Source organism: Marinomonas foliarum (assembly GCF_016906065.1).
Taxonomy (GTDB): Bacteria; Pseudomonadota; Gammaproteobacteria; order Pseudomonadales; family Marinomonadaceae; genus Marinomonas; species Marinomonas foliarum.
On the sequence record NZ_CP070273.1, the window covers coordinates 2,558,071 to 2,577,901 of the forward strand.

16 protein-coding genes are annotated in these 19,831 nt (G+C 42.5%); 6 read left to right on the plus strand and 10 right to left on the minus strand.

What is annotated here, in order from left to right; all coding sequences use genetic code 11:
• Window positions 1-29: 29 nt before the first annotated feature.
• Complete coding sequence (hslO, locus tag JSY38_RS11820) at window positions 30-905, plus strand: Hsp33 family molecular chaperone HslO (protein WP_205113376.1); 876 nt, start codon at window positions 30-32, stop codon at window positions 903-905.
• On the opposite strand, the gene JSY38_RS11825 is transcribed toward hslO, so the two are convergent.
• Entirely contained in the window at window positions 902-1,309 is a 408-nt protein-coding gene (locus JSY38_RS11825) for a CBS domain-containing protein (RefSeq protein WP_205113377.1), read from the minus strand. The genes hslO and JSY38_RS11825 overlap by 4 nt on opposite strands.
• 389 nt (window positions 1,310-1,698) lie before the next feature.
• Between JSY38_RS11825 and mqo the strand changes: the two genes are divergently transcribed.
• Window positions 1,699-3,201 carry a malate dehydrogenase (quinone) gene (gene mqo / locus JSY38_RS11830; RefSeq protein WP_275586980.1) on the plus strand — a complete coding sequence of 501 codons (1,503 nt, stop codon included), beginning with the start codon at window positions 1,699-1,701 and terminating at the stop codon, window positions 3,199-3,201.
• Between the two features lie 131 nt (window positions 3,202-3,332).
• Complete coding sequence (locus JSY38_RS11835; protein ID WP_114413499.1) at window positions 3,333-3,605, plus strand: YfcL family protein; 273 nt, start codon at window positions 3,333-3,335, stop codon at window positions 3,603-3,605.
• Between the two features lie 94 nt (window positions 3,606-3,699).
• Here the strand turns inward: JSY38_RS11835 and JSY38_RS11840 are convergent, their stop codons facing one another.
• Together JSY38_RS11840 and rho are read right to left on the minus strand one after the other, a co-directional pair.
• On the minus strand, window positions 3,700-4,428 hold the full coding sequence (locus tag JSY38_RS11840; RefSeq protein ID WP_205113379.1) for an NAD(P)H-flavin reductase: 729 nt from the start codon (window positions 4,426-4,428) through the stop codon (window positions 3,700-3,702).
• Between the two features lie 149 nt (window positions 4,429-4,577).
• Window positions 4,578-5,843, minus strand: coding sequence for a transcription termination factor Rho (rho, locus tag JSY38_RS11845; RefSeq protein ID WP_114413491.1), 1,266 nt, complete (start codon window positions 5,841-5,843; stop codon window positions 4,578-4,580).
• A gap of 535 nt (window positions 5,844-6,378) precedes the next feature.
• Here rho and JSY38_RS11850 point away from each other — a divergent pair.
• Entirely contained in the window at window positions 6,379-7,896 is a 1,518-nt protein-coding gene (locus JSY38_RS11850) for a Ppx/GppA phosphatase family protein (protein WP_114413490.1), read from the plus strand.
• A 14-nt stretch (window positions 7,897-7,910) separates the two neighbouring features.
• Here JSY38_RS11850 and JSY38_RS11855 read toward each other — a convergent pair whose 3' ends face one another.
• Complete coding sequence (locus JSY38_RS11855) at window positions 7,911-8,204, minus strand: hypothetical protein (RefSeq protein ID WP_114413489.1); 294 nt, start codon at window positions 8,202-8,204, stop codon at window positions 7,911-7,913.
• A 364-nt stretch (window positions 8,205-8,568) separates the two neighbouring features.
• On the opposite strand from JSY38_RS11855, the gene JSY38_RS11860 reads away from it, so the two are divergent.
• Both JSY38_RS11860 and amt read left to right on the plus strand, forming a co-directional pair.
• Entirely contained in the window at window positions 8,569-10,596 is a 2,028-nt protein-coding gene (locus tag JSY38_RS11860) for a hypothetical protein (RefSeq protein WP_114413488.1), read from the plus strand.
• A gap of 257 nt (window positions 10,597-10,853) precedes the next feature.
• The gene (gene amt / locus JSY38_RS11865; RefSeq protein ID WP_205113380.1) at window positions 10,854-13,910 is read left to right on the plus strand and encodes an ammonium transporter; all 3,057 of its coding nucleotides are present in this window, start codon (window positions 10,854-10,856) and stop codon (window positions 13,908-13,910) included.
• Here the strand turns inward: amt and JSY38_RS11870 are convergent.
• From JSY38_RS11870 to JSY38_RS11895, 6 genes are read right to left on the minus strand one after another with little or no spacing between them, the layout of a single operon-like run.
• Entirely contained in the window at window positions 13,891-14,262 is a 372-nt protein-coding gene (locus tag JSY38_RS11870) for a Na+/H+ antiporter subunit G (protein ID WP_114413486.1), read from the minus strand. The two genes, amt and JSY38_RS11870, sit on opposite strands and share 20 nt — an antisense overlap.
• An 8-nt stretch (window positions 14,263-14,270) precedes the next feature.
• Complete coding sequence (locus JSY38_RS11875; protein ID WP_114413485.1) at window positions 14,271-14,540, minus strand: K+/H+ antiporter subunit F; 270 nt, start codon at window positions 14,538-14,540, stop codon at window positions 14,271-14,273.
• On the minus strand, window positions 14,534-15,019 hold the full coding sequence (locus JSY38_RS11880) for a Na+/H+ antiporter subunit E (protein WP_114413484.1): 486 nt from the start codon (window positions 15,017-15,019) through the stop codon (window positions 14,534-14,536). The genes JSY38_RS11875 and JSY38_RS11880 overlap by 7 nt, the downstream gene beginning before the upstream one ends.
• Window positions 15,016-16,527 (minus strand): monovalent cation/H+ antiporter subunit D, encoded by a 1,512-nt coding sequence (locus JSY38_RS11885; RefSeq protein ID WP_114413483.1) that lies wholly within the window; start codon window positions 16,525-16,527, stop codon window positions 15,016-15,018. The genes JSY38_RS11880 and JSY38_RS11885 overlap by 4 nt, the downstream gene beginning before the upstream one ends.
• On the minus strand, window positions 16,528-16,893 hold the full coding sequence (locus JSY38_RS11890) for a Na+/H+ antiporter subunit C (protein WP_114413482.1): 366 nt from the start codon (window positions 16,891-16,893) through the stop codon (window positions 16,528-16,530).
• A complete protein-coding gene (locus tag JSY38_RS11895; RefSeq protein ID WP_114413481.1) occupies window positions 16,893-19,691 on the minus strand; it encodes a monovalent cation/H+ antiporter subunit A in 2,799 nt (932 codons plus the stop codon). The genes JSY38_RS11890 and JSY38_RS11895 overlap by 1 nt, the downstream gene beginning before the upstream one ends.
• Window positions 19,692-19,831 lie beyond the last annotated feature (140 nt).

Genomic DNA, 19,831 nt, shown 5'->3' on the forward strand with positions numbered 1-19,831 from the left:
GGCTTTTTAGTCTAATCAAGGTGTGTCTAGTGAACAATGTAATCATCAATGAAATACAGCGGTTTTCCTTTGATAATAGCAACGTCCGTGGTGAGCGAGTGCTGCTGAATGATGCTTATCAAGAAATTATTAAACGCAAAGAGTACCCACTATCGCTAGAAAAACTCTTAGGTGAGTTTGTCGCAGCAATCGCATTGTTAAGAGATATCATCAAAATAGATGGTGTTTTATCTATTCAGGCAAAAGGTCATGGTTTTTTGTCGACCTTGATGATGGAATGTGATGAAAACCAAAATCTGCGTGGCATTGCGCAGTGGGATGATAGCGAAGTAGTGCCAGAAGAGATCTCTTTAAAAGAGGTGCTCGAGGGCGGTTATTTAGCGATTACTATTCAGCCGCGTAATGGCCAGCGCTATCAAGGCATTGTCGAAATCAGCGGCGATACTTTGGCAGAATGTCTTGAACAGTACTTTTCGCAATCTGAACAGCTGCCAAGCCGAGTTTGGTTGGCGGCGAATGGCACACAATGTGGTGGTCTGTTCTTACAGCGTTTGCCAGCAGAGCAAGCGAAAGAAGGGGATGAAGATGCTTGGGAGCGTTTGATTCATCTTACGTCTACTGTAAAGGAAGATGAGTTACTTGGCCTTGAAACGGGCGAATTATTGCATCGCTTATACCACGAAGAAGAAGTTCGTCTATACGACACCAAGGTAATGCAGTTTGGTTGTTCGTGTTCTCGTCAGCGTACTTTTGATGCGGTTATGTCGTTGGGGGCAGAAGAAGTCCGCGAGCTTCTCATCGAACAAGGTAGCGTAAAAGTTGACTGTCAATTCTGTGCAGAAATCTATGAATTCACAGAGGAAGACTTAATTGATTCTTTAGGTGATCAAGCCCAAACGCATTAATCTTTAAACGTGGCGTGATTGACAAGGTCACGCCACGAAATAATCCCTACGATGTTATCTTCATTGTCTGTAACGGGTAGACAAGATATGTCTACCCGTTTTAACCAGGCAACAATATCATCCACTGGTGTTTCTGCTTTTACAGTAATGGGTTGGCGAGTCATTACTTGGTGGGCGGCTCGGTTAAGGGTATCAATGTCTCTTGGCTGTTCAGAAGCGCTGTCTATAAAAGGACTTATAAGGCGCAATAAATCTCGGTCAGAGATAATGCCAACCAGTTTTCCTTTATCAGTAACAGGAAGATGATGGAACCCATTTGTTTCCATTATGTGTCTTACTTGAGGTAAGCGCTCATCCATGTCAACACAGATGACATCCGTTACCATAATATCTTTTGCTTTCATCTTCATACTCATCAAGCTAGAAAATAAGAGGATTTAGTATACTTATGTTGAATATTGATAATTCAATATAGCAGCATAATCAAAGCATGTTTTTTCTTAATGTCGTTAACATCGATCTTCTTGCTGCTAAAGTCAACAAAATGTCGCTAATCTTGTATTTTGAAATGTGAATATAAATACATTCTTATACTAAGGTCTCAAGACATTGTTTCCAAAATCCGTATAATCAACCTACACCTGCTCAGAATCCCTTATACGTTGTTTATTTTTTAATGTTCAGCGAACGAGCAAAGGCGTTCTGAAGAGAGTGTGGAGAGAGCAAAGTATATCATCTACTGTGCTTACTGCTGGCCAAAAGCCTCCTTTCTGCATCACTCTCAAATTCACAATTGGCTATGACACGGCGAAATCATATGACCTCAAATTCTGTAGACGTTTTACTAGTCGGGGGCGGTGCGATGAGCACCACCTTAGGAGTATTATTAAAGCAATTAGACCCTAGCATGACCATGTTAATGGCCGAGCGCTTAGGTAGTGTTGCGAAAGAAAGTACAGATGGCTGGAACAATGCTGGAACAGGCCATGCTGCATACTGCGAGCTTAATTATACGTCTGAAAATGCGGATGGCTCGGTGAATATTGATAAAGCAGTTAATATTAATGCTGCTTTTGAAATCAGCCTTCAGTTCTGGTCATACCTTGTAGAGCAAGGGTTGATGCCAGCACCACAAGAGTTTATCCATCGTGTGCCTCATCAAAGCTTTGTTTGGGGTGAGCGTAACGTCAAAATGCTAAAAGCGCGTCATGCAGCTATGAGCGCACATCCTGCTTTCAAAGAAATGCAATACACGGAAGATCGTGAAAAGATGAAGGAGTGGATGCCTCTTATCATGAATAATCGTGATGAGAGTGAGCCACTTGCTGCAACACGTATTGAGCATGGAACTGACGTTAACTTCGGTGCGATTGCTCGCAATATGAGTAAGCATTTAGAAACCTTAGATGGCTTTGATTTGCAGCTGAATTGCGAAGTAAGTGCTCTGAAGAAACGATCTGATGGGCGATGGGACGTCACGATTGAGCAAAATGGTTCTCGTAAGACTATCGATGCGAAATTTGTTTTCCTAGGTGCTGGTGGTGGCGCTTTGCCTTTGCTACAAAAAGCAGAGGTAAAAGAAGGCAAAGGCTTTGGCGGTTTCCCAGTAAGTGGCCAGTGGCTGGTATGTGAAAAGCCTGAATTGGTAGAGCAGCATTTTGCTAAAGTTTATGGTGCTGCGCCGATTGGCGCGCCGCCAATGTCTGTTCCACATTTGGATACGCGAATCATAGATGGTAAAAAGGCTATTTTGTTTGGCCCATTTGCTGGTTTTACGACAAAATTCTTGAAAACAGGTTCATTCTTCGATTTACCTAAAAGTGTTCGGTTTGACAATATTAAGCCGATGTTAAGTGTTGGTAAAAATAATATGGACCTCACTCGTTACTTAATTAGCGAAGTGATGCAATCCCACAAGGATCGCTGCAATTCATTGCGTCAGTTTTTTCCTGATGCTAAAGACGAAGATTGGGAGCTTGCTTACGCAGGGCAGCGAGTTCAAATTATTAAGAAAGATGAAGCAGGTGGCGGTAAGCTTGAGTTTGGCACAGAAGCTATTACCACTGAAGACGGGACTCTTGCTGCATTGCTAGGCGCTTCTCCAGGCGCATCAACAACGGTTAATACTATGATTGGTATTCTAGAGCGTTGTTTTGATGATCGTGTTAAGTCTGCTGATTGGCAAGCGAAAATGAAAGAAATGGTGCCTTCTTATGGCCAATCATTGGTCGACAATACGGACCTTCTTCTTTCCATTCGTGCTAACACGCTAGAAACCCTGAACTTAAAGCCTTAATAAAACTAGGTATAATGTATCTTTTAAAAGCTGGGGCTCGCCCAGCTTTTTTGTATTTTATAATTGAGATCATTGCATGCTTGTTGTGCAGAGGTTTTAAAACAGATATCAAAAATAATGTGAGATCAAATATGACAATGACCTTTGCTGAACGCGCAGACCAATTGTGTGACAGATTACGAGATATGGAGCACCATGCAGAGGAAGGCGATCAGCTGTTTTACTGTGCTTATCTTCTCGGGCTTTTGGGGTTACACAGTAGTGTTGAAGGGGAAGGACAGGAAGAGTTTGATCGTGCTTTTACAGAAATACTGCAAGAAACACTTGAAGCGGAAGGTGTGACTGACGAGGACCAAGACAATATCAAAGCATTGTGGGTACAAGTTTATTCCACCGTTGTTTAACTTAGGAATTTAGTGAGTTAAGGCTGAGCGTATAAAAAAGAGGTAATGATGAAGCGTTACCTCTTTTTTTGGTCTATTTTATCGGCTCTATTTCTTAAAGTTTTGGCTTGTCAGGATGCGGCGCATAAGCAAATACATCTGAGAAGCAGGCATCTTTGTTGATGCCTTTTAGCTCTAGTTGATCAAGGGTTCCGTATACCATACCCACTGAGCCACTGATAAAGGCTGTACTTTTGCTTAAGTCCGGATGATCTTCCAAAATGGCTTCGTATAACCAGCCTGCGCGGCCATGCCACTGATTGTCTGCTTCATTGACGATGACATCTAATGAAAACGGCGAGTATTTGTGAGCTTCTTCTAACCACTCTTTTGCGAATACATCTTGCGATGTTCTTAGGCCCCAGTAGAAAGAAACGTTACCAGTGAAATTCTTTTCGACTAAGTCACTGTATAAGCTCTTAATTTGAGCAAAGCCTGTGCCGCCAGCGATCAACAGAATGTGTTCTGGATTGGAATCTAAAATGCCATTAGCAATGTGGCAATCTCCACCGGGAGCTTTGATGGCTGCACTGCTGCTTGACTGAAAATATTCAACTACCTTCTGAGCAAGCGAGCCAGCATCTGAAACCAAAATGTACAATGTTAAATAAGGGAGCTCATGAGGGGCACTACCGATAGAGTAAGGAACTTGCTCACCTGTTGGTAACACGACCATCAGGTATTGACCCGCTTCAAAAGTAAAGTTTTCTACCTTCAAAGTAATCTGGTAAACATTCTGGTTGATTAATTCGACAGCGTTCACCGTCGCGGTAATCTCTTTCATTTAAACTACTCCAATATAGGTTGCACTTACCTTAAATACGGAAAGCAAGCAGACATTGATAATGCATCATGTTTGTTGTGTAAGTAAAAAAAAACCACTTCGTGAAGTGGTTTTTTATGGCAGACTTTTTTGCTGCTAAAAAAGTCTGCCTATTTGTTTTTGCCTTTCATTGATTCAAAGAACTCATCGTTTGTTTGAGTCACTTTTAGACGGTCGATAAGGAATTCTGTCGCGGCAACATCTTCCATAGGATTCAATAGCTTGCGAAGAATCCACATACGTTGCAGTTCGTCCTCTGATGTCAGTAAATCTTCACGACGAGTACCTGAACGACGAATATTGATCGCTGGGAAAGTGCGTTTTTCTGCGATTTTACGATCTAAGTGCAATTCGGAGTTACCAGTACCTTTGAATTCCTCAAAGATAACTTCATCCATTTTAGAGCCTGTATCAACAAGCGCTGTTGCGATGATGGTTAAACTACCGCCTTCTTCGATATTACGTGCTGCACCAAAGAAACGTTTTGGACGTTCTAGAGCGTTTGCATCCACACCACCGGTTAGTACTTTACCAGATGAAGGGATTACAGTGTTGTAGGCGCGTGCCAGACGAGTGATGGAATCCAATAGGATAACCACGTCACGTTTATGCTCGACAAGTCGTTTTGCTTTTTCGATTACCATTTCTGCAACTTGCACGTGGCGAGCTGGTGGCTCATCAAATGTAGAGGCAACAACTTCACCACGAACGGTACGAGACATCTCTGTCACTTCCTCAGGGCGTTCATCGATCAATAGGACGATCATATGGCATTCAGGGTTGTTACGAGTGATGGAGTTAGCAATGTTTTGCAACATGAAGGTTTTACCCGCTTTTGGCGGTGAAACAACCAAGGCGCGCTGACCTTTCCCCATTGGGGCAACAAGGTCGATAATACGCGATGTCACATCTTCCGTAGAGCCGTTGCCAGCTTCCATAAGAAGTCGTTCATCAGGGAATAGGGGAGTTAAGTTTTCGAAAAGAATTTTATTGCGAACGCTTTCAGGCTTATCAAAGTTGATTTCATTGACTTTTAATAGAGCAAAATAGCGCTCACCATCCTTCGGAGGACGAATTTTACCGGCAATAGTGTCGCCAGTACGAAGGTTGAATCGTCTAATTTGGCTTGGTGACACATATATATCGTCAGGACCCGCTAGGTATGAGCTGTCAGGTGAACGTAGGAAGCCAAAGCCATCTTGAAGAATCTCTAAGATACCGTCGCCGTAAATGTCTTCCCCACCTTTCGCATGACGCTTTAAGATTGAGAAAATAACATCTTGCTTACGGGAGCGAGCCATGTTGTCTAGGCCCATTTCTGCTGCGATGTCTAAAAGTTCGTGTACTGATTTCTGTTTTAAGTCGGTAAGGTTCATAAACGGGTTTTGTATTAGCTCATTTGAGGAAAAATGACGGAATTAGAGTTAATCAAAATAGATAACCATAATTTGTGTCTAAGAAGTATTTAACAATGTATCAGCTATTCGGCATCAATAAACACAAAACAGGATGGTTATATAGTCGTTTTGGTTTACATGAGCCCGGATAGGGCAAAGCCAATACAGCGCGAAACAATTTGATTGGGATCTGAATAGCATTTTGCTTAGAGCAAGGTTGCAATCAAGAACATCCATACTATAGATCGACTTAAACGCGAGGTCTATAGTCAAACTCAGGAAAAAAACACTTTCTGGTAATTTTTTGATCAAGTTTAGGTGTTTTGGTGCTGATGGGCGGTTTTTTTTACCTATTAAGCAGCGTTTCTTTCTTGATTTTCGAAAAAAGAGGCGATTTTTTATAAAAAATTCATTTAATCTCGTGTTGTTTTTGCCATCTTCTTGGCGATGACACCGTATAGTAACTGATATACTCTTATTCTTATTGAGACTTCTCTGACGTAAGGCTTTCTGAATGCAATCACTCTTTTTGCAACAATCTCATGACTTTCCTTTTGAAAAAATCGCAGCGATAGACTTGGGCTCGAACAGCTTTCATATGGTTGTTGCCCAAGTTACGCATGGACAGTTACGTATAACGGGAGAATTTGGTGACAAGGTTCAGCTCGCCGCTGGCTTAGTAAACGGCCATTTGGATGATGAGTCTCAGCAACGCGGCCTAGATTGTCTGGCGCAATTTGCTCAAGTGATTGAAGACATGCCTCCAGGTTCTGTCCGAGTGGTGGGGACGAACGCTTTAAGGGTGGCGAAGAATCGCTATGATTTCATTGGTAAAGCAATGGATATCATGAGTCACCCAGTTGAGATTATTGCAGGTCGAGAAGAAGCTCGTTTGATCTATGTTGGTGTCGCAAGAACCATGGATCATGGTGAGTCAAAGCGCTTGGTCGTCGATATTGGTGGTGGTAGTACAGAATTTATTATTGGTAAGCAGTTAGAGCCGATATTGACTGAAAGCCTTCATATGGGTTGTGTGAGCTTCAAACAACGCTTTTTTGACGATGGCGTTATTAACAAGTCCAATTTTCAGAAAGCTGTTACTGCAGCACGTTTAGAGCTTTTAAGTATTCAAGATGATTATCTCGATGAAACATGGGATGTAGCGATAGGCTCGTCAGGGACTGTAAAAGCTGCTTTCAATATTGTTAAGGAAAATAATTGGAGCAAAAAAGGCATTACCCTTAAAGCATTGAAGCAAATCCAAAAGGCATTGTTTGCCGCTGGGCACGCGGACAACATTGAGTTGGTCGGACTGAAGCCAGAACGTAAAAGTACCTTTGCTGCTGGAATTGCCATACTGACTGCGGTGTTTGAATGTTTTGATATTAAGCAAATGGATTTCTCTAATGGTGCACTTAGAGAAGGTGTTTTGTATGACATTATGGGGCGTTACGCAGAGACGGATATTCGTGAACGTACTGTTAATTATATGTTGAACCAATATCATATTGATACAGAGCAAGCGAAGCTCGTTACTCATACTGCTCTGTCTGCTTTGGCTCAAGTTAAAGATGATTGGAATTTAAACAGCATTTCTAGTGAGGACTTATTGCGCTGGGCGGGCTTGCTTCATGAAGTTGGCGTGGGCATTTCGCACAGCCGTTATCATAAGCATGGCGCTTACATTATTAGCGAGTCTGATATGCCAGGCTTTTCTCAACAAGAGCAGCAAGCCCTAGCGAATTTGATTTTGCGTCATAGACGGAAATTTTCTCAGTCTTTGGACTATCGATTTACTAAAAGTGATCAACAAGATTTAGATAGACTGTCTATTATATTAAGGCTGTCTATTTTATTGCATCATGATAGAAAAGAAGGCGACATGCCTATTTTTACACTTAAGGCAGATAATAAGAGTCTTCATGCTGAGTTTTTGCCTGAATGGCTTGATAATCGACCACTGACATTGGCTAATTTGCAACGGGAAGCAGAATCATTATCTGCTAACGACTATAAGTTAACTTTTAGCTAAATGATGACGAGTCGTTAGGTTAATTTATCGATAGAACGATATAACGCTGCAACTTCCTCTCTTTGTAATCCCGATACTCTAGAGAGTCGGCCAATACTGGAAGAAATTTGGACTGACTCTTTACCGACCTCCTCACCCTTTGCGTCAGGATCATTTGCTTGTACTTGAGAAGACAGCATCTGTTTAGCTTTGTCAGAAAGTTGAACTGGGTCCTGTTGGCGGCTCAAATCAGGTCGCACGTCTGTTTCTGCCTGTGCTGAAAAGCTAGGCATGTACAAACGATTGTTTGATACTGATGAGATTGACACGATAGTCACCTTAAAAAGTTGCTCAAGTCATCTTATATTATAGTACAAAAAATAGACAGGCGAGAGGTTTTGTCTCGACATATTGAATGTCATTTAATAGTGTACTTTGTGGCGTTTGGCTTTATTAGAGCTGGAAATTAGAGTTCAAATGAAAAATTATTATAATTATTTATTTTATGCTTACACTCAGCATATTAGTGTCATTGCTATGTAAGGATGATATTGTTTGCACATTGTCCAAAAAAACGACGATCAAAATAAATAGTACATTGAACAGGTAAACGGTTTGCTTTGTATCATGTCGTTTCGTTGATAACGTGAATGATTATCTGTTGTAAGTAATTTGCTTCAAAAAGGGTGCCGCATGAGCCAAGAAAATCTCCCGATAGAACATCTTTATTTTACTGAGACGAATTTAGAGCAAATCTTAGAAAATTTGGATGTTGTTCGTAACCGAATCCATCCCCAATTAAGTGATGATGAAGTCGCTATTGATCAGGTGTTTCCATCTGTTTGTTTAATTGGTTTAGGTCGTTGTGGTTCTAATATTGCGTTAGATGTCGCATCGCTAGTCTACGACGCCAGAGCTAATTATATGCGCGAAGTAGAAAGCCAAGAAATATTGGAGAGTGAACGCGAGTTCCGCCCTATGCGGTGGATTCGTAAGCATTTGCCAATTGAAGGGAAAGACGGTTTTAAACCTGTTTTCTTAATAGAACCAATCGTTTTGTTAGGTGACTTGGATAAAGATATTGAGGGACGTATTCGCTTCTCAAATCAGGAAGGCCGAACAAAGTTTCTAGAAGAATATAAGAAATTACAAATAATGGACTTGTCTGAAGTTCATGCTGGTGGTGCTGGTAACGCGCCTATCTTAGGGCAATACCTTGCTAAAATCATCCTTAATAAGGATGCAACGACGTTCCGTAACGAGAACTGGAAAAACATGCATTCTTATTTAGTTGATTCATGTGGAATTAAAGCAAACCAATCACGTCTCTATTTTTATATTTTTAGTGCGGGTGGTGGGACCGGCTCAGGCATGGCGTCTGAATTTGGCCTAGCGCAACAGTTTTCATACTTGAGTAAGACATTTGATTACCGTTCTGATCAAAATCAAATGGTTGATAAGCGTCATAGCTTTGTTTTTGAACCTATCTTTACATCAGGTATTTGTATTCTTCCGAATATTTCCGGAAAAAATGTAGAAATTTCTGAAGCGTTGCACATTAATGCGGGGCGCTTGTTAACGAAATACATTTCAGAAGAATGGAATTTTTCGTATAACGAAGAGCGTGAAGATGATGAGGTTCCAGCTGATGTGATGGAGCGTATTCGTCCATGGAACTCTATGATGCTGATCTCTAATGACATCATGCGCTACGCTGAAGAAGAAGATGGTGGTGATGCCGATAACATTGATGTTAATACTATGGAGAAATACGCTAACCAGTACATTTCTCAGCAAATTTTTAACATTCTAACAGCTCAAGCTGTAACAACAGATTATGATGAAGATTACTTCCGTCGTGCAGGTATTGATATAGCAGAAACTATTCGCCTAGATGCAAACGATTTGTTTATGAGCTTGGCTGGTCCTGTGGCCGTTGCTTATGCAGAAAGTGTTGTGGGCGAAGGGAAGCATCAAGATACCGTTGATATTGATGATTTGTTTTGTCGTTCAATAGAGTTGCCTCACTTTAACAATGACACCTCTGCCATTGAAGGCGTGAGTGTGTTACCTGTTGAATCTGATAGATATCGTGACGCAATTAAAAATTACCGTAAGAGTGGGTATGATGCAAGTGAACTGAATCATCTACATTTCTTTAAAAACTGTTCATCTATTGTGTCTATTATTTCATTGCCTCGAGACTACAAATTGTCTTTCACGGCATTGAATCGTCTTAAAATGCACTTGAATCGCCTGTGCCCAAATACCACATTGAAGCGTTATGCTTTGGTTATAGGCGCTTCTGCGAACTTATCTTTGACGACCTTGATCGCTAAAAGTCCATGTTTAAGTGATGACTTCCTTACCTTAATGGTCGCTTATATGAAGCGCTGTTTTGCTCGTGATGATTACCGCTACACGGACGAAATAGATAAAGCTATTATCAACATGATTCAAGAAGATGAATTTGATGAAAGCTTGGTGGATAAGTACTTTACGACGTACGAAAACCCCGCAAAAATCTTAGATACGAATTGGTATGCAATTAAACCAATGTACGAGAAAAAGTATCGTGAGCTGATTGATAACAGCCAACGTTTTGTTTCCATTAATGATATTCGCTTAGATATTAATAATGTTAAAAATGCGATTAAGTATCTTCGAGAAATTTATCGCCATCGTATCAGTAAGACAAATGTCTTAACTTTGAATGGCTAGTACTTTTTAGCGCAGGTTATATAAAATGTTGTGCATTAAAAGGCCACTTAATACATTATTAAGTGGCCTTTTCTATTTTTTGACACTTTCTGATAGCGAGATTATTCAAGAGTTGGCTTAACTATTGAATAGCTTAAGACAGTGCCATGGCTGTGGCCTATTATTTTTATATTTGTGCTCTCTTGTTGTCTATATTCTTCGTCCTTTGTAATTTGGCGTGATTCTTTTTGGTGCAATTTCTTCTATTTAGGGTGTGTATGGCAGAATTCTATTGGTTGTTAGTTGCCTCTGCATTGGTCTTCATGATGCAAGCGGGTTTTTTATGTTTAGAGAGCGGCCGTATTCGCAGTAAAAACAGCATCAATGTTGCCGCAAAAAATATCTCAGACTTTATTATATCGACGACTCTATTTTGGCTTTTTGGTTTTGGCATCATGTTTGGAGACTCTGTCTCAGGCGTATTTGGCAGTAGCGATTTCTTTTTTGATGATGAGCACACGCCATGGGAAATTAGCTTCTTTATTTTTCAGATGATGTTTTGTGGTACGGCAGCGACTTTAACGTCTGGTGCGGTGGCCGAGCGTATGACATTCATTGGTTATCTTGCAATTACAGTGGTGTTAAGCGCCTTTATTTACCCAATCGTTGGGCATTGGGCTTGGTCTAGCGTATATCCATCTCAGGGGCCTCAGGGTTGGCTTGAGGCGCTTGGTTTTATTGATTTTGCAGGTTCCACTATTGTTCACTCTGTTGGTGGGTGGGTTGCATTGGCCGCTATCATTATTATTGGTCCTAGATTAGGTCGTTTTGAAGAAGGCATTCGTCTTCCTCCCGGTAATAACCTTCCTTTATCGGCTTTAGGGACAATGCTTATTTGGTTTGGTTGGATTGGTTTTAATGGTGGCAGCACGTTGGCGTTAACCAATGATGTGCCTATGATCATTTTGAATACGTTTATTTCAGCAGCTTGGGGTGGGCTCATTGCTGCAGCGATCAACTATTTCAAAGACGGATACATCGAAGTCAGCTTTGTCCTGAACGGTACCATTGCTGGTTTAGTCGGCATTACCGCATCGTGCCATGTGGTTTCACCTGGAGCCTCTGTTGTAATTGGAGCGGTATCTGGTGTGGTTGTCTATTATGGCAGCTTACTAATGACACGCTGGCGTCTAGACGATGCAATTGATGTGGTGCCCGCTCACCTCTTTGCAGGTGTTTGGGGGACATTAAGTGTCGCGCTATTTGGTCAAGCTGACAAAATAGATAATGGACTGAGCTTTGTAGAGCAGCTGTGGGTACAGGCTTTAGGGGTTGTTTCTATTGGTGTGTACTGTTTTGTAGTGGGTTATGCTTGTATGCGCCTGCTAAATTATTTTATGCCATTACGGGCAAGTAAAGAGCAAGAAGAGCAAGGTCTAAATGTGGCTGAGCACAGAGCTACTACTGAATTGTTTGATTTATTAACCTCTATGCAATACCAACAAAATAATGCCGATTTTTCAAAGCCTGTTCCTGAAGAGCCGTTTACCGAAGTCGGTCAAATAGCGCATAAATACAATCAAGTTCTCGGCCGAGTAAATACGGAAATTGCCCAACGTGACGATGCATTAATGCGCTTTCAAGAAAGTGAAATGCGTAAGTCTGCGATTTTGAATTCTTCTATGGATTGTATCGTGACCATCAACCGCTTTGGTTCTGTTATAGAGTTTAATCCTGCTGCCGAGCGGACATTCGGTTGTTTAAAAACTCAAGTGCAAGGCAAGAGCTTTATCGGCTTATTCGTAATGGAAGAGGACAGAATTAAAATTTTTGATAGTTTAAATTCCGGTTTCTCTTCATCTAATGGGTTGATTTTAAATCGCCGCAACCCGTTTCGTTTACAGCGTGGTCCTAATCATCACTTCCCTGCAGAAATCGCGATTACCAAAGCCAACACTGACTCTTCGCAAGAAAGCGAGTACACGTTGCATATCAGAGATATGACACGGCATGCAAAACTGCAACAACGCCTTAAGTTTCTAGCGTATAGCGATCCATTAACTAGCTTATATAACCGCACCTATTTGATGGATTCTTTGGTGAGCGCTTTGTTGATTGCTAACCGTCAGAAAACCTCCGTAGGCTTGCTTTTTCTAGATCTAGATAACTTCAAAGTGATTAATGACACCTTGGGGCATAAAGCAGGGGATGAGCTTTTGTGTGAAGTGGCAAGGCGTTTAGAGTCCGTATCTGATTCTGGTGATGTTATTGCTCGTTGGGGAGGCGACGAGTTTGTGTTAATGATAACGGATAATGTGACAGATGATCGAATGATGGCCCGTGCGCAAAAAATCCTAGAGATTATGCGTCTTCCCGTTCAGTTGAATAACCAGCATTTTACCATTCCAACCAGCATAGGTATTGCTCACTGTGGAGAGCAAGTGTTAGATGCTGACAAGCTAATTCAGCAAGCTGATATCGCTATGTACTGGGCGAAAGAAAAAGGTAGGGATAATGCACAAGTCTTTACTTCAAACATGACCAATGCAGTGACGAAAAAGTTCAGCTTCGAAAAAGAGGTCAACGATGGGCTTTTTTCTCAACAGTTCTTCTTGGTTTATCAACCAAAGGTTTTGCTAGAAAAGGACAATATACTTGGCTTAGAGGCCCTGATCCGCTGGGATCACCCGATCAAAGGGCTTATCTCTCCAGCTGACTTTATTCCGGTTGCGGAGGAGTCAGATTTGATTATAAAAATTGACGAGTGGGTTATCGATCAAGCGTTAATGCAGCTGAAAGAATGGCGAGACAAAGGTGTGAGCCTAGTGCCAATATCTGTGAACTTATCTGGACGGCATTTAGTATCAGACTCTCTAGTGTCTTATATCTCGAAGAAACTGGCATTCTATGGCATTGAAGGTGGTTACTTAGAGATCGAGATTACTGAAGGCGTTTTACTGCAAGACATACAGCGCTGTATTGATGTGTTATTCGAGCTGAAGGGGCTTAATATCAAAATTTCGGTCGACGACTTTGGTACTGGCTACTCGTCTTTGAGTTACTTGAAACGCTTACCTCTGGATATCTTGAAAATAGATCAATCCTTTGTGGAGGAGTGTGATAAACACATGGAAGATGCAAAAATTTGTGAAACCATTGTTTATTTAGCGCGCAGCTTAGAATTATCAATTGTGGCGGAGGGAGTAGAAACCGCTCCGCAACTAGAGGCTCTTATATCGTTAGGTTGTGAGGTATTCCAAGGCTACTATTTCCATCGGCCGATGAAAAATACAGAAGTGGCTAAACTACTTTCCTCTAATCTTGAGGAGGCTTAGGCACTTCTCTGTCTCGAGCGGTTTCTATTAGTTCTTGGTTCTTTGTCTTGTCTAAAGGTTTTGTGCGCTGATGTAACGCTGTTTTGGCTATCATGTTGGCAGCAACAGGCGCCGTAATCAGCAGGAACAAGGTGATGAGTAATTCCTGAATCGACAGAAAGCCTTTTAAGTGGCTTTGAAAAACCATAGACGCGAGTAATACGCCTGTGATCCCAAGAGTCGATGCTTTGGTTGGGCTGTGTAAGCGCATATAGATGTCAGGCAAACGTATTAAACCGTAAGAGCCAACAAGCAAGAATGCACCGCCAATTAGCAGCGACACACAAATAATAATTTCGAGATATAAAGGCATAACGTATCCTATTCTATGATGTCGCCGCGGAGTAAGTATTTACATAGCGCTGCTGTACTGACAAATCCTAGCATGGCGATTAAAAGAGCCGCTTCAAAGTAAAGAGCACTTTTCACATAAATGCCATAGAGCAGAATAAGTGCAATAGCATTAATATACATGGTGTCTAACGCTAAAATTCGATCTGAAATAGTCGGGCCTTTCATCAGTCTCCATAGGTTTAAAATCAACGCTACGCAGATACAGACAGCGACAATGAGAATGGTCCAACTTAGCATCCGAAAATCTCCTTAATTGGCTTTTCATAACGCTGCTTTATAGATTCAATAAGCTCTGCTTCATTGTCTAAATGAAGGGCATGAATATAAAGCCAAGCTTTGTCTTTTGATACTTCTGCGCTCACGGTTCCTGGTGTAAGAGAAACCGTGCTCGCCAATACAGTGATACCTAAGTCTGAGCTGATATTAATCGGCACAGCAACAAACCCCGGCTCGAGCTTTTTGATTGGTCCTACGATCAATAGCGCCACTTCCACATTGGCCGTTAAAATATCTTTCATCACCATCAGTACATAGCGAATAGCTAACCAAGGCTTCAGAATCTTCGGGTGTTCATCGCGCATACCGTTGACGAGCAAAGGAATTGCGATTGCGAAGAATGCGGCCAGTACCATGTGTCCTGCACTGATTGAGTTGTTTAATAATAACCATACTACAAACAGTAGCAGGCTATGAAAGGGCATTGGGAATAACTTCATTGGGCTACTCCTGGTAATAAACCATAGGCAGAGGCTTGAATGTCATGCAAATAGCTTGCGGCCAGCTGTGTGTACTCACTAACATCGCCACCGAATAGCACCAACAAAGGCGAAGCCAATATCAATAACGCAATGCCAGCGATTTCTAATTTCTTGGCAGGTTCTGCTTCGGCAGTGACGCTACCATTATGGCGCCAGAACAAGGTGGTTCCCGCTCTAGAAAAGATAATTAAAGCAGCTAAACTACCCAGTAATATTAATGGCCAAACCCACATGGTCTGTGCTGAAGACTGAGTGGCTTGTAAGATCATTATTTTACCCACGAACCCTGATAAAGGCGGCATACCAACTAGAGATAAGGCAAGAATGGCAAAAGCAAAACCTAATAGCCTTGGTTGAGCAAAGGGGCGCGAGCGTACGAACCTGTCTTCTGCTTTGCCCCGCTGACGGGACATAACATCCGCTAGTAAGAACAAGGCCGCCGACGCCAGCGTACTGTGTACCATATAGTAAAGCGCCGCAGAGGTCGCTTCTTCCGAGTTAATAGCAGCACAAGCAAGTAGACTGCCACTGGAAACAATGACTAAGTTTGCGCTTAATGTTTTGATTCCGGGGCTGGCGAATACGCCAATGCTACCAATTGTGATCGTCAATAATGCCAGTGGCCATAGCCATGGAGTGGCAATGTTGGCTAACTCTCCAGCATGTTCGCCAAAAATAACGGTATAAACGCGGAAGATACTGTAAATGCCGACCTTCGTCATGATAGCAAACAGCGCGGCTACTGGTGCGCTTGCACTAGCATAGGTTTTAGGTAACCAAAAATGCATTGGCAGCATTGCTGCTTTTAATCCAAACACGACCAATAACAACAATGCGCCTGTCTTAGCCAGTGTGGCGGTTTCCCCTTGCAGCTGGCCTACTTTGATCGCCATATCCGCCATATTCAGCGTGCCAAGGGTACCGTATAGAATACCAAGGCCGAATAGGAAAAAGCTTGAGCCAACGAGGTTCAGGATCACGTAATGCAAAGTAGCTTGGGTTTTTTGTTTGCCGCCAGCATGAATTAAGAGTGCGTAAGACGCGATTAATAGCACTTCGAAGAAAACGAACAAGTTGAAGATATCGCCGGTTAAAAACGCACCGTTAATACCCATGATTTGAAACATGAATAAGGGGTGGAAATACGCACCACCTTTGTCTTGTCCAGAAACCGCATACAGCATGATGGCGAAAGACATAAAGGAAGTCAGTAGCACCATTAAGCTGGACACTCTATCAGCCACAAGAGCGATACCGAAAGGCGCTTGCCACCCACCTAGTGCGTAAAGTTGAACGCCTTCTGCATTCACTTTATACAATAGTGTTGCCGTCGACATAAGCATAAACAAGGTGCCAATGACGGAGGCTATGCGTTGATAATTGATATTGCGTGAGATCGGAGGCAACAACATTATTGCGCCGAATAGCAATGGAATGAGAACCGGAAAAATGCTCAGGTGCTGCATTTATTGGTTTCCTCCTGTTTTCTGCTGAGTGTCATTTGGCAGGCTGGGCAGAGTTCCATCAACATGATCATTTCCTAAATCAGCGCGTGCGCGCATCGCCAAAATAACGACGAAAGCAGTCATCGCAAAACCAATTACAATAGCGGTTAATACTAGAGCTTGTGGAAGAGGATCACTGTATTGCTCAGATTGACCCAGTACCGCAGCGGCATTCAGTTTTAGTCTTCCGCTGGCAAACAAGAATAAGTTCACCGCGTAAGACAAGAGAGTTAAGCCAATGACCACAGAAAAGCTGCGGCCACGTAAGGCGAGAAAAATGCCGCAGGCTGTTAATAAACCAACGCAAAATGCGTATAAACCTTCCATTAATCATGCTCCTTTTGGATAGGACGCTCACTGGTCGTTAACTGACCAAGGTTAGCAAGAATCAACATAGTTGCGCCGACGACAGTGAGGAAAACACCAAGGTCGAAAATCATTGCGCTGGCTAATTCGAATTTGCCAATCACTGGCAGATAGAAATAATCAAACCAAGAAGACAAGAAGGTATGTCCAAAGACCCAGCTGCCTAAGCCACTAAGTGTTGCGATACCTATGCCGGAGCCGATCATAATCTGATAGTCCAACTTGATGCGTGTTTTGATCCACAACACACCATGAGCAACATACTGCTGAATAATAGCCACCGAAGTGATCAAGCCAGCAATAAAACCGCCGCCAGGCATATTGTGTCCGCGTAAGAAAATATAGGCTGATACTAATAGAGCTAATGGTAATAAACTTTGTGAAATGACCGCCAACAACATCGGGTGTCTGTCTTCGGACCAAGGCAGTCCATTATCGTCGCTCGATGGCATGTAAAGGCGCATTTTTGCGATGAGTTTATAAATCCCCAATGCAGCAATACCAAGCACCGTGATTTCACCCAAGGTATCAAAGCCTCGGAAGTCGACCAAAATGACGTTAACAATATTGGTTCCGCCGCCACCTGTTTTGCTGTTTTCGGTGAAGAAGGTCGAAATAGTATCGAGAGGTCTAGTCATCAAGGCATAGCTAATTGTTCCTATGACACCACCAATCAAAGACGCCAACCCTAAATCTCTTACAACGCGACGAGGTGATGATTCCTTTGGTGTTTTTTGTGGCAAAAAGAACAGCGCCAAAATCAGCAAAATCACAGTCACAACTTCAACAGATAATTGAGTTAAAGCAAGGTCAGGTGCGGAGAACTGGGCAAAAGCCAATGAAACTATTAGTCCCACAACGGACAAGGTAAGCAGAGCTACCACTCGACGTCTGTGCCATATCACCGTCGCCAAGGCTGAGATACATAGCAATATTGCACAGGTAATCGACAGTGCATCGAGAGGTATTTCAGGACGATGGCCAGCAGTGGCGTTTAGCTTCATTAAAGAAGACGCCGTCATTACCACGGCCAAAGTGAGAACAAAGAAGATATAACGCTGCAAAGAACCATTTTCAGTGAACGCAATAATGCGGCTCGCTTTAATAGCAAGAGATTGAACAATGCCTTCAAACACCAGTTTTGGGTCACTGGTTGGGAATTGAGCTTGGAACTTAAACATGTGAGAGCGGTTGTAGTACATGACTAAACCGCCTATCAAAGCCACCACACTCATCAATAGAGGGAAGTTCAAACCGTGCCAAATCGCCAAATTATAAGAAGGTGCAGGACCATTAAGCGTAGCGCTGGCTGCGGCAAGCAAAAGATCACCAACAACCAAGCTAGGAAAAATTCCGACCACCAAACAAAGTGCGACTAAGATTTCAACAGGAACACGCATATAGCGAGGCGGTTCATGAGGCGTTTTTGGAAGGTTAACAGGCTCGCCATTGAAAAACACATCGTGAATGAAACGTGTCGAATAAGCGACCGCAAACACACCACCCAAGGTGGCCAAAACAGGAATAAACCAAGATAAGGAGCCCAGCGATGCCTGATGCAATGTCTCTGTGAAGAACATCTCTTTCGATAAGAATCCATTCATCAAAGGAACGCCAGCCATCGACGCGGATGCCACCATAGCTAATGTCGCGGTATAGGGCATGTACTTCCATAAACCATTTAGCTGGCGCATATCGCGGGAGCCAGATTCGTGATCGATAATCCCCGCCGCCATAAACAAAGAGGCTTTGAAAATCGCATGATTGATTATATGGAAAATTGCCGCTACTGCCGCAAGGTCTGTCCCCATGCCCAGTAGCAAAGTAATTAAGCCTAAGTGGCTAATGGTCGAGTTCGCCAACAAGCCTTTTAAATCATGCTGGAATATCGCGATGTAAGCACCTACAAGGAAAGTAGCCAGACCAGTAAGACTGACAATCAAGAACCAAAGGTCGGTATCAGCAAGCGCAGGGTAGAAACGTGCCATTAAGAATATACCGGCTTTTACCATGGTCGCAGAGTGAAGATAAGCACTCACTGGTGTTGGAGCTGCCATGGCATTGGGTAGCCAGAAGTGGAACGGGAATTGAGCTGATTTGGTAAAAGCGCCAAGCAATACCAAAACAACAATAATAGGGTAATTTGCACTGGCTTTGATCAAGTCGCCACTGTCTAAAACATCTTGAAGGCTAAAGCTACCAACCGTATCGCCAAGAATCAACAAGCCAGCCAACAAGGCTAAACCGCCAGCACCAGTAACAGTTAGTGCCATTCTGGCACCTTTCCTTGCATCTGATTTATGTCCCCAGTAACTGATCAAGAGAAAAGAGCTGATACTGGTTAATTCCCAGAAAAACCATAGTTGGATTAAATTATCAGACAGCACCACGCCGAGCATGGCGAACATGAACAGAATCAAGTAGGCATAGAACTTACCAATTGAGTCACTCGCAGAAAGGTAATAGCGGGCATATAGAATAACCAGTAAACCAATGCCTAAAATAAGGATAGAAAATAACAGGGCTAAACCATCTAAGCGGAAAGCTAATTCTAATCCGATCGCTGGTATCCATGGCAATGCGGCTTGGAAGCGTTCGCCCTGAAATATATCGCCAGCATGAGATAGCACAAGAAAAAGAGTTATCGCGGGCAATGCAGCTGTCATAAACGCACAAGCTGAACGGCTAAAGCGAGCAGTGAGAAGTGGGATTAATGTACCTAGTAAGGGGAGAAAAGGTAGCCAAATCAGTGAGCTCAAGAGCAAAACTCCTTTCTGGTAAACGGTAGTGTCATCTCAATATACTTTGCGAGCATGGTTGTTGTCCTAACAATCGATCTCTTAGTGTGGTTTGTTATTTAGCTTATCGAATAAACAAACAATATGAAACGTAGTAAGCA